The following is a 9,453-nucleotide window of genomic DNA, read 5'->3' as shown; positions in this document are numbered from 1 at the left end:
TTCCCATACCGAACACGGAAGTTAAGCTCTCTAGCGCCGATGGTAGTTGGGACCTTGTCCCTGTGAGAGTAGGACGTTGCCAGGCAAATGGAGGATTAGCTCAGCTGGGAGAGCACCTGCCTTACAAGCAGGGGGTCGGCGGTTCGATCCCGTCATCCTCCACCATTTAGCCGACTTAGCTCAATTGGTAGAGCAACTGACTTGTAATCAGTAGGTTGGGGGTTCAAGTCCTCTAGTCGGCACCAGAAATCATGGCGGTTGTGGCGAAGTGGTTAACGCACCGGATTGTGGCTCCGGCATTCGTGGGTTCGATTCCCATCAGTCGCCCCATTTTTTCTTTAAATCATTAATATGCGGGTGTGGCGGAATTGGCAGACGCACTAGACTTAGGATCTAGCGCCTTTGGCGTGGGGGTTCGACTCCCTTCACCCGCACTTTTAATAAAATAACTCATACATGTCTTGCGGAAGTAGTTCAGTGGTAGAATACAACCTTGCCAAGGTTGGGGTCGCGGGTTCGAATCCCGTCTTCCGCTCCAATTTTCAATATGACATGCCGGGGTGGCGGAACAGGCAGACGCACAGGACTTAAAATCCTGCGGTGGGTGACCACCGTGCGGGTTCGACCCCCGCCCTCGGCACCATATGCGCCCGTAGCTCAATTGGATAGAGCGTTTGACTACGGATCAAGAGGTTAGGGGTTCGACTCCTCTCGGGCGCGCTTTTATTAACGGGAAGTGGCTCAGCTTGGTAGAGCACCTGGTTTGGGACCAGGGGGTCGCAGGTTCAAATCCTGTCTTCCCGATTTTCCCAAAAACATGGGGCCTTAGCTCAGCTGGGAGAGCGCCTGCCTTGCACGCAGGAGGTCAGCGGTTCGATCCCGCTAGGCTCCACTTATTTTAATATCATTTATGGCGGTGTAGCTCAGCTGGCTAGAGCGTACGGTTCATACCCGTGAGGTCGGGGGTTCGATCCCCTCCGCCGCTACCATAAAGGACCTTTAGCTCAGCTGGTTAGAGCAGACGGCTCATAACCGTCCGGTCGTAGGTTCGAGTCCTACAAGGTCCACCATTAGACGTTTCTATCTCGGAGGTATACCCAAGTTCGGCTGAAGGGATCGGTCTTGAAAACCGACAGGCGGCGAGAGTCGCGCGGGGGTTCGAATCCCTCTACCTCCTCCATTTTTTCTAAAGTAAATATTTTATCATCGCGGGGTGGAGCAGCACGGTAGCTCGTCGGGCTCATAACCCGAAGGTCGCAGGTTCAAATCCTGTCCCCGCAACCAAATGGTCCCGTGGTGTAGTGGTTAACATGCCTGCCTGTCACGCAGGAGATCGCCGGTTCGACCCCGGTCGGGACCGCCATTTTTACATAAAGGCTCGGTAGCTCAGTCGGTAGAGCAGAGGACTGAAAATCCTCGTGTCGGCGGTTCGATTCCGTCCCGAGCCACCATTTTGAAATCATGAGCCGACTTAGCTCAATTGGTAGAGCAACTGACTTGTAATCAGTAGGTTGGGGGTTCAAGTCCTCTAGTCGGCACCACTTTCAAAATGAGCCATTAGCTCAGTTGGTAGAGCATCTGACTTTTAATCAGAGGGTCGAAGGTTCGAGTCCTTCATGGCTCACCATTTACAATTTAATGCGGGTGTAGTTTAGTGGTAAAACAAGAGCCTTCCAAGCTCTGGTCGAGAGTTCGATTCTCTTCACCCGCTTTCAATTATGGGCCTATAGCTCAGCTGGTTAGAGCGCACGCCTGATAAGCGTGAGGTCGATGGTTCGAGTCCATTTAGGCCCACCATAATTGTTCCGCAGTAGCTCAGTGGTAGAGCTATCGGCTGTTAACCGATCGGTCGTAGGTTCGAGTCCTACCTGCGGAGCCATATTATAGAGAAGTACCCAAGTGGCTCAAGGGGCTCCCCTGCTAAGGGAGTAGATCGCTAACGCGGTGCGAGGGTTCGAATCCCTTCTTCTCTGCCAGTAACTGGCCCGTTGGTCAAGTGGTTAAGACACCGCCCTTTCACGGCGGTAACACGGGTTCGAATCCCGTACGGGTCATACTAAAAGAGATAGCATAATCTGCTATCTCTTTTTTGTTGTATAAAAGTGGACTTTAGATAGTCTGCTTTTTTTTGATTTCTTGTGTCTTTAGTGCTTGATATTAATCATTGCAATAAATCGTAGAAGATTTATGTCTATGCACTTATTTTTGCAACCTTTTTATTCTCTCATTCGACTATATTAGTAAAGGGAGGAAGAAATAAAAATGGACATTGCCTATTTAGTAAAACAAGCAACAAGAGGAAATGATCAAGCATTTGAACAACTCATTACTTTTGTTCGCCCAAAATTATATCGAACAGCCTATTCTTATGTAAGAAATGAACAAGATGCACTGGATATATACCAAGAAACAATTTATGAAGCATATCTTTCACTGAGAAAATTAAAAAAGCCCGAGAAATTTCAAAGTTGGATTATCAAAATTCTTGTTTTTAAATCCATTGATTTTGTAAGAAAATCTTCTAGACAATTTGTTGCGAATGATGAAATATTTGCTAATTTATGTACAGAAGAGAGCATGAATACATTAGAACAATCATTGGATTTAACCGAGGCATTTAATTTCTTAGATCCTACTTACAAAACTATTATTTTATTAAGGTATTATCACGATTTATCTATTAAGGAAATTGCTGAGGTTCTTAATTCTCCAGAAGGAACGGTAAAATCTCAATTACATCGAGCAAAGCAAGCCTTACGCCCCATTTTAAAGGAGGGATATAGCTATGAATAAAGATGAATTTAATCACCATATCAATGATATTCCTATACCAGAAGACCGGTTAATTCAAAGAGAAAAAACAGCGATGCTTCAAGCTAAGAAAAATCAATACCGTAGAAAAAAAACAATCAAGTATTCTAGTCTTGTTGCTTGTGGAATATGTGTTTCTCTCTTAGGTTTTGGATTCATTTCTCCTACTATGGCAAAGACATTATCGAGTGTTCCAGTTATAGGCCCGATTTATGCACAATTTAATAATATTGCTTCTGATAAAATTGAAAAGGATGAGCTTGCTACATCAATTGAGAGACAAGATAACCATAGTGGTTTAACGATGAATGTGAAAGAAGCTGTTTACGATGGTGGACGTTTAGTAATCACAGTGGAATACAAAGGAGAAAATACTATTTCCAATAGTAATGAAGAGAAAGCTGGACTTAGTTATGTAACCATTAATGGGAAAGAAGTCAGATCCGCAATTGGTTCTACTTCACAGAAGTCAAAAGGACGAAACACCGTTATTGAGCAGCATGAATTCACTCTGGCTAATTACGGTGAATTTGGTGATAAAATTGATGTTTCCGTCCATGGGGAAGATTTATTTGGAAAAACAGGAACATGGAACGTAGCATTTCCTCTTACAAAAGTTGAAGGTGAGATTCGTAAATTTACTCCTAATATAAAAACATTAACGAAAGATAATCTCTATGCATTAACAGTAGATCAAATAACCTTTTCTTCACTTTCAACGAGGATTGATTTGACCTTTGATTATCCCAAAGAAATGGAAGCTAATGATAGCTGGCCAGCACTTGATTATACTGTCACTGATGATAAAGGAAAAATCTACGAGGGGGTTAGCTTGCAAGTTGGTAGCACGGGACTATACGGACACCATGTTGTTTTAGCTCTTCCACCGATGGATAATCCTCCAAAATCCTTAACAATTGAGCCCGCGTATCTTAGTGGTCTAAATGATACATTAAAAAATGGAGGTGCTGAAGATTTGAAAACGACAGTGTTGCTGCAATAATTGAAGGGCTTGGCTAGGTTTCCATGTCTATTGAATGTTAATAAGTGATCGTATGTTAACTTGAAGTGTATGGAAAAAACATTGCTATCCAGCTAAGATAAATTTGTATCCATATAATCAAAAAACGCTATTCTGTTGTAGAAATATACAGAAAGGATGCGTTTTTTATACTATTATCGTTGTCGGGTTTTGTCGGTAAGTCGATATATTGCAAAAATCGCTGATATAATTTGAGTTACGGTCGATAAATTTCAAAAATCGCTGATATATTTGGAGTTACAGTCGATATAATTTCACTTACCGACAAAAACTATAAGAAAACCTCTTTCACAATCTAAAGAAAACGCCTCCATTGAGATTGATTTCATACTTGATTTAATAACTTTACACTCTATGTGAAAAAGTTCACAAATAGGTCATAATTTGTGAACTTTTTCACAATAATACGTGCTACAATATGAATGTAAAGAAGTTAAACAACATTAAATTAGTATTTTAATTAATTACTTAAACAATCATAAAAAAATATATGTGAACAATAGAGAGGGGAAATTAACATGAAAAAAGGTATCAATCGTGTAGTATTAGTAGGAACTGGAGCTGTAGGTTGTAGTTACGCTTACTCAATGATCAACCAAGGTGTAGCTGAAGAATTCGTATTAGTAGATGTTAATGAAGCAAAAGCAGAAGGAGAAGCAATGGACTTAAGCCATGCAGTACCATTCTCTCCAGCAGCAACAAAAGTTTGGAGCGGTAGCTATGCAGATTGTAAAGATGCAGATTTAGTTGTTATCACTGCTGGATTACCACAAAAGCCAGGTGAAACTCGTTTAGACTTGGTTGAGAAAAATACAAAGATCTTTAAACAAATCGTTCGCGGTATTATGGATAGCGGATTCGATGGAATCTTCTTAATCGCAACAAACCCAGTTGACATTCTAACTTATGTAACTTGGAAAGAATCTGGTTTACCAAAAGAGCGCGTAATCGGTTCAGGTACTACTTTAGACTCTGCTCGTTTCCGTTACATGTTAGGTGACTACTTAGATGTAGATCCACGTAACGTTCATGCTTACATCGTTGGTGAGCACGGTGACACTGAACTTCCAGTATGGAGCCACGCTACTGTAGGTGTACAAAAACTAGAAACAATTTTAGCTAACAACGAGCAGTACAAACAAGAAGACTTAGATAAAATCTTCGAAAATGTACGTGATGCAGCTTACCATATCATCGAACGTAAAGGTGCAACTTACTACGGAATCGGTATGTCACTACTTCGTGTAACTAAAGCAATCTTAAGCAACGAGAACAGCGTATTAACTGTATCTGCATACCTTGAAGGTCAATACGGTGAGAAAGATGCTTACGTAGGTGTTCCAGCTGTTATTAACCGCCAAGGTGTACGTGAAATCGTAGAACTTGAGTTAAATGAAGAAGAAAAAGCGAAATTCGCTCATTCTGTAAAAGTATTAAAAGAAACAATGGCACCAGTACTATAATAATTGCTAAATAATTCAGAGGCAGGAAACTGCTTCCTACCTCTGAGTTTTTATATAATTTAATATAAATTCCTTTTCCGGTTTCCCTTGTATATCCCCAATATACCCCTTTTGCTGGATCAGGGTCGTTTATAGAAAAGAGCACTCTACTTTATATAGAGTGCTCTTTATGATTATTTTTTAGGCGTTAATCCTAATTTCTTTAAAATATCTGCAAGTGTACCACTTTTTGATTTTTCAACAGGTGTTTGTGATTTAGATGCATCCGGTCCTTTTTTCAAGAAGTTCTTTTCAACGAAGCGAATATCTTTTTCGTCGACAATGCCATCTTTGTTAAGGTCGCCGTCTTTTACAGATAGTCCTTTTTTACCATAGTTGCTAGCGATAATTTCTGCATCTTTTATATCAATTACTTTATCTCCATTTACATCACCGGCAAGGTTTTCATCAAGGCGTGCATAATAATATTGGCCAAGCAGCTTACCATCTTTTTAAGTACTTAAACTCGTTGTTGAACAGCTTGAAATGAGTTACTAGATGCTTCAGAATTACTGAAATAGGCGAATACACCGCCGAATGTAAGGGATAAGCCGAGCCTTGCTTTGACAACTCCCATTCCAACCTTTTGTTTTGATGACATAAGAAAGCCCCCTAATTTAATTTTTATCAAACTTTCGCTTGGCACATGGATAAAGTAAACATAGTGTTTCAGTATGAATTATATTTGCGGAAGTTCAATGTTCTTTATTGAGAACGAGTATGTGCTTATGAATTTTCCATTCCAATAAAATTGTGACGAAAAATGTTGAGAAACATTTTTTTATGACAGATTATTTTGTTACGATTTTAAGTGATACATAACGTGAAAAATAGGATAAATCTAATAAAATAAATGTTGAGAAATAAATAATAGGATGAAAGCCTAATAGAAAATGAAGCGTTTTCAATGAATATTCGTCAAAATTCGATATTTTATATGGTAAATGTGAGCATTTTAAGCGAAATTAAAGAAAAATACGTATATTTTTAAAAAAATAACAAGGATATTTAAGTTTTTCGCAGAATTATTAAAGTATAAAAAATTCTGTCATCTTAGTGAGGTGAGCATATTGAGTGTAATAAATTGTGAAGAAGTGAAACGAGATGAGTTTCATACAGAAAAGTACTATGACAGTTATAACATCTTTGGTGCACATGTTGTGACGGAAGATGAGATGCGAGGTGTACGATTTACAGTATGGGCTCCTCATGCGAAAGCAATGAGTGTTGTTGGAGATTTTAATGAATGGGATTATGAGCAACATAAGATGCTACAAGTGACAGAAGAAGGAATTTGGTCCTTGTTTATACCGCATATTGAAGAAAAGGAAATATATAAATATGCGATTGAAACGATGGCTGGTGACGTCATTTTTAAGGCGGATCCGTATGCTGTATATGCAGAAGTAAGACCGAATACGGCATCTGTAGTTTTTGATATAAAGGGATACGAATGGAATGATAAAAACTGGAGTCGTAAGAAAAAGAAAAAATCGGTTTATAAAGAAGCGATGACAGTTTATGAATTACATTTCGGTTCTTGGAAAAAGAAAGAAGACGGAACACTGTATTCTTACAGGGAAATGGCAGAAGAACTCATTCCTTATGTGGTAGAACATCAATTTACACATATTGAAATTATGCCACTTGTTGAGCATCCATATGATCGTTCTTGGGGATACCAAGGGACGGGATATTATGCCGCGACGAGTAGATTCGGCACGCCACATGATTTGATGCATTTTGTCGATGAATGTCATAAATATGGAATCGGTGTCATTTTAGATTGGGTGCCGGGGCATTTTTGTAAAGATGCTCACGGTTTATATTTGTTTGATGGGACACCGACTTATGAATATAAAGATAAAGATGTGCAAGAAAATCCAGTATGGGGAACTGTCAATTTTGATTTAGGAAAGAGAGAAGTACGTAATTTCTTAATCTCAAATGCGTTATTTTGGATGAGATATTTCCACATTGATGGTTTCAGGGTGGATGCCGTTGCAAACATGCTGTACTGGAATAAAGAAGGACAGGAGCAAAGTAATGAGCACGCTGTTTCATTTTTACGAGAGTTAAATGAAGCGGTGTTTGCAGAAGATGAAGATTTTCTTATGACAGCAGAAGATTCAACAGCTTGGCCACTTGTAACAGCCCCAACGTATGAAGGTGGGCTTGGATTCAATTACAAATGGAATATGGGCTGGATGAATGATGTGCTGAAGTATATGGAATGTGCGCCTGAGTACAGGAAGTATATTCATGAAAAAATGACGTTTTCTTTAATATATGCTTACTCTGAAAATTTCATATTACCGCTTTCTCATGATGAAGTCGTTCATGGGAAAAAGTCGTTATTAAATAAAATGCCAGGAGAGTACTGGGATAAGTTTGCTCAACTTCGTTTATTATATGGATATTTCTTTACTCACCCAGGAAAGAAATTACTTTTCATGGGAGGAGAGTTTGGGCAGTTTGATGAGTGGAAAGACCTTGAAGATTTAGATTGGAATTTACATGATTTTGAAATGCATCGTTATATGCATGATTACTTTAAAGAGCTCATAGCATTGTATAAGCGCTCAAAACCACTTTGGCAGCTTGATCATTCGCCTGAAGGATTTCAGTGGATAGATGCTAATAATCATGAGCAAAGTATTTTCTCATTTATTCGCCAAGGGGATAAACAAGAAGATGCGTTAGTTGTCGTATGTAATTTTACGAAAGCTACATATGAAAACTATAAAGTAGGTGTACCAGATTTCGAGTATTATAACGAGATTTTAAATAGTGATGCTGAGCAATATGGAGGATCAGGGCAAGTAAATAAGAAACGTCTGAAGGCGATTCAAGAACCGTTTCATAATCAAGCAGCACATGTAGAAATTACAATTCCACCATTTGGCGTATCCATATTACGACCAGTGAAGACGAGAAAGGGGAGCAAAAAACAAGATGGCTCAAAAACAAAAGTGCGTAGCAATGTTACTAGCAGGGGGAAAAGGTAGTCGATTAAGTGCATTAACAAAAAATTTAGCCAAGCCAGCTGTTCCATTTGGTGGTAAATATCGCATTATCGATTTTACGCTAAGTAACTGTGCGAATTCTGGTATTGAAACGGTTGGGATTTTAACGCAATATCAACCACTTGAACTTCATAATTATATCGGAATCGGCAATGCATGGGATTTAGACCGAGTAAGCGGTGGAGTCACAGTATTACCTCCTTATGCGGAGTCTTCAGGTGTGAAGTGGTACACAGGTACGGCAAGTGCCATTTATCAAAACTTAAACTATTTAAGTCAGTACGAACCAGAGTACGTTCTTATTTTATCAGGCGACCATATTTATAAAATGGATTACAGTAAAATGCTAGATTACCATATTGAGAAGGAAGCGGATGTTTCCATTTCTGTTATTGAAGTACCTTGGGATGAAGCGAGTCGTTTCGGTATTATGAATACGAACGAAGAGATGGAGATTGTTGAATTTGAAGAGAAACCGCAATTTCCAAGAAGTAATCTTGCCTCAATGGGAATTTACATTTTTAACTGGGCCATTTTGAAAGAGTATTTAGAAATGGATGCAAGAAACCCTGAATCTAGTAATGATTTCGGAAAAGACGTACTTCCGCTTTTATTAGATGAAGGGAAGAAGTTAATGGCGTATCCGTTTGAAGGGTATTGGAAAGATGTTGGAACGGTGAAGAGCTTATGGGAAGCGAATATGGATTTACTACGTGATGAAACATCACTGAATTTAAACGATCGTAATTGGCGTATTTATTCTGTAAATCCAAACGAACCGCCTCAATATATTGCAGAGCAGGCAAAAGTAGAAGAATCACTTATTAACGAAGGGTGCGTCATTGAAGGGGACGTGAGGCATTCTGTATTATTCCAAGGGGTGACGGTGGAAGAAGGTAGTATGGTTATTGATTCTGTCGTTATGCCAGGAGCAAAGATTGGTAAAAATGTTGTAATTGAAAGAGCAATTGTTGGATCGGAAATGGTTATTGAAGATGGAACAATTATTCGTCCGGAAAAAAATGTTGACGATGTAGTACTCATTGCTGAAGGGAAATAGAAAAGGGGGATG

Annotated in this window: 5 protein-coding genes, 22 tRNA genes, 1 rRNA gene and 2 pseudogenes; 28 read left to right on the top strand and 2 right to left on the bottom strand. The window is 39.4% G+C overall.

Annotation, left to right across the window (positions count from 1 at the left end; translation table 11 throughout):
- The 26 genes from rrf to AC3WVA_RS05875 form a co-directional block, all read left to right on the top strand.
- A 5S ribosomal RNA gene (gene rrf / locus AC3WVA_RS06000) occupies positions 1-85 on the top strand; the annotation flags it as partial.
- Between the two features lie 4 nt (positions 86-89).
- Positions 90-165: transfer RNA gene (locus AC3WVA_RS05995), tRNA-Val, on the top strand.
- Positions 166-169: 4 nt separating this feature from the next.
- A tRNA-Thr gene (locus AC3WVA_RS05990) sits at positions 170-245 on the top strand.
- 9 nt (positions 246-254) lie between these two features.
- Positions 255-330 (top strand) — tRNA-His (locus tag AC3WVA_RS05985).
- 23 nt (positions 331-353) lie between these two features.
- A tRNA-Leu gene (locus tag AC3WVA_RS05980) sits at positions 354-434 on the top strand.
- 29 nt (positions 435-463) lie between these two features.
- A tRNA-Gly gene (locus AC3WVA_RS05975) sits at positions 464-538 on the top strand.
- Positions 539-554: 16 nt separating this feature from the next.
- Positions 555-643, top strand: a tRNA-Leu gene (locus AC3WVA_RS05970).
- A 3-nt stretch (positions 644-646) separates the two neighbouring features.
- Positions 647-720, top strand: a tRNA-Arg gene (locus AC3WVA_RS05965).
- A 10-nt stretch (positions 721-730) separates the two neighbouring features.
- Positions 731-804 (top strand) — tRNA-Pro (locus AC3WVA_RS05960).
- A gap of 15 nt (positions 805-819) precedes the next feature.
- Positions 820-892: transfer RNA gene (locus AC3WVA_RS05955), tRNA-Ala, on the top strand.
- A 20-nt stretch (positions 893-912) separates the two neighbouring features.
- Positions 913-989: transfer RNA gene (locus AC3WVA_RS05950), tRNA-Met, on the top strand.
- Positions 990-993: 4 nt separating this feature from the next.
- A tRNA-Ile gene (locus AC3WVA_RS05945) sits at positions 994-1,070 on the top strand.
- A gap of 17 nt (positions 1,071-1,087) precedes the next feature.
- Positions 1,088-1,180 (top strand) — tRNA-Ser (locus tag AC3WVA_RS05940).
- Between the two features lie 27 nt (positions 1,181-1,207).
- Positions 1,208-1,284 (top strand) — tRNA-Met (locus AC3WVA_RS05935).
- 3 nt (positions 1,285-1,287) lie between these two features.
- Positions 1,288-1,363 (top strand) — tRNA-Asp (locus AC3WVA_RS05930).
- A gap of 12 nt (positions 1,364-1,375) precedes the next feature.
- Positions 1,376-1,451 (top strand) — tRNA-Phe (locus AC3WVA_RS05925).
- A 14-nt stretch (positions 1,452-1,465) separates the two neighbouring features.
- A tRNA-Thr gene (locus AC3WVA_RS05920) sits at positions 1,466-1,541 on the top strand.
- 10 nt (positions 1,542-1,551) lie between these two features.
- A tRNA-Lys gene (locus AC3WVA_RS05915) sits at positions 1,552-1,627 on the top strand.
- 13 nt (positions 1,628-1,640) lie between these two features.
- Positions 1,641-1,711 (top strand) — tRNA-Gly (locus AC3WVA_RS05910).
- Between the two features lie 9 nt (positions 1,712-1,720).
- Positions 1,721-1,797 (top strand) — tRNA-Ile (locus AC3WVA_RS05905).
- A 7-nt stretch (positions 1,798-1,804) separates the two neighbouring features.
- Positions 1,805-1,879: transfer RNA gene (locus AC3WVA_RS05900), tRNA-Asn, on the top strand.
- A 6-nt stretch (positions 1,880-1,885) separates the two neighbouring features.
- Positions 1,886-1,976 (top strand) — tRNA-Ser (locus tag AC3WVA_RS05895).
- Between the two features lie 6 nt (positions 1,977-1,982).
- Positions 1,983-2,054, top strand: a tRNA-Glu gene (locus tag AC3WVA_RS05890).
- Positions 2,055-2,262: 208 nt separating this feature from the next.
- Complete coding sequence (locus AC3WVA_RS05885; protein ID WP_098520161.1) at positions 2,263-2,793, top strand: sigma-70 family RNA polymerase sigma factor; 531 nt, start codon at positions 2,263-2,265, stop codon at positions 2,791-2,793.
- Positions 2,786-3,814 carry a DUF4179 domain-containing protein gene (locus AC3WVA_RS05880; RefSeq protein ID WP_098520162.1) on the top strand — a complete coding sequence of 343 codons (1,029 nt, stop codon included), beginning with the start codon at positions 2,786-2,788 and terminating at the stop codon, positions 3,812-3,814. The genes AC3WVA_RS05885 and AC3WVA_RS05880 overlap by 8 nt, the downstream gene beginning before the upstream one ends.
- A 557-nt stretch (positions 3,815-4,371) precedes the next feature.
- The gene (locus tag AC3WVA_RS05875; RefSeq protein WP_000715331.1) at positions 4,372-5,316 is read left to right on the top strand and encodes an L-lactate dehydrogenase; all 945 of its coding nucleotides are present in this window, start codon (positions 4,372-4,374) and stop codon (positions 5,314-5,316) included.
- Positions 5,317-5,489: 173 nt separating this feature from the next.
- Here the strand turns inward: AC3WVA_RS05875 and AC3WVA_RS05870 are convergent.
- Both AC3WVA_RS05870 and AC3WVA_RS05865 read right to left on the bottom strand, forming a co-directional pair.
- A pseudogene (locus AC3WVA_RS05870) lies at positions 5,490-5,807 on the bottom strand (dockerin type I domain-containing protein); the annotation flags it as partial.
- Between the two features lie 26 nt (positions 5,808-5,833).
- Positions 5,834-5,956: pseudogene (locus AC3WVA_RS05865) on the bottom strand (TasA family protein); the annotation flags it as partial.
- Between the two features lie 469 nt (positions 5,957-6,425).
- Between AC3WVA_RS05865 and glgB the strand changes: the two are divergent.
- Together glgB and glgC are read left to right on the top strand one after the other, a co-directional pair.
- Positions 6,426-8,363: a 1,4-alpha-glucan branching protein GlgB gene (glgB, locus tag AC3WVA_RS05860; protein WP_098881441.1), complete on the top strand. Its 1,938-nt coding sequence runs from the start codon at positions 6,426-6,428 to the stop codon at positions 8,361-8,363.
- Positions 8,311-9,441: a glucose-1-phosphate adenylyltransferase gene (gene glgC, locus AC3WVA_RS05855; RefSeq protein WP_048529685.1), complete on the top strand. Its 1,131-nt coding sequence runs from the start codon at positions 8,311-8,313 to the stop codon at positions 9,439-9,441. Before glgB ends, glgC begins: the two co-directional genes overlap by 53 nt.
- Positions 9,442-9,453: the final 12 nt, after the last annotated feature.

Source organism: Bacillus sp. EB106-04-02-XG92, from assembly GCF_058791995.1.
The sequence above is the reverse complement of the archived record's forward strand: the minus strand, read 5'-3'. Positions and strand labels throughout refer to the sequence as shown.

What these genes read in the sequence shown, in the direction of transcription:
- glgC (WP_048529685.1), top strand. Translation starts at nt 8,311, where the DNA reads ATGGCTCAAAAACAAAAGTGCGTAGCAATGTTACTAGCAGGGGGAAAA.
- AC3WVA_RS05885 (WP_098520161.1), top strand. Translation starts at nt 2,263, where the DNA reads ATGGACATTGCCTATTTAGTAAAACAAGCAACAAGAGGAAATGATCAA.
- AC3WVA_RS05875 (WP_000715331.1), top strand. Translation starts at nt 4,372, where the DNA reads ATGAAAAAAGGTATCAATCGTGTAGTATTAGTAGGAACTGGAGCTGTA.
- AC3WVA_RS05880 (WP_098520162.1), top strand. Translation starts at nt 2,786, where the DNA reads ATGAATAAAGATGAATTTAATCACCATATCAATGATATTCCTATACCA.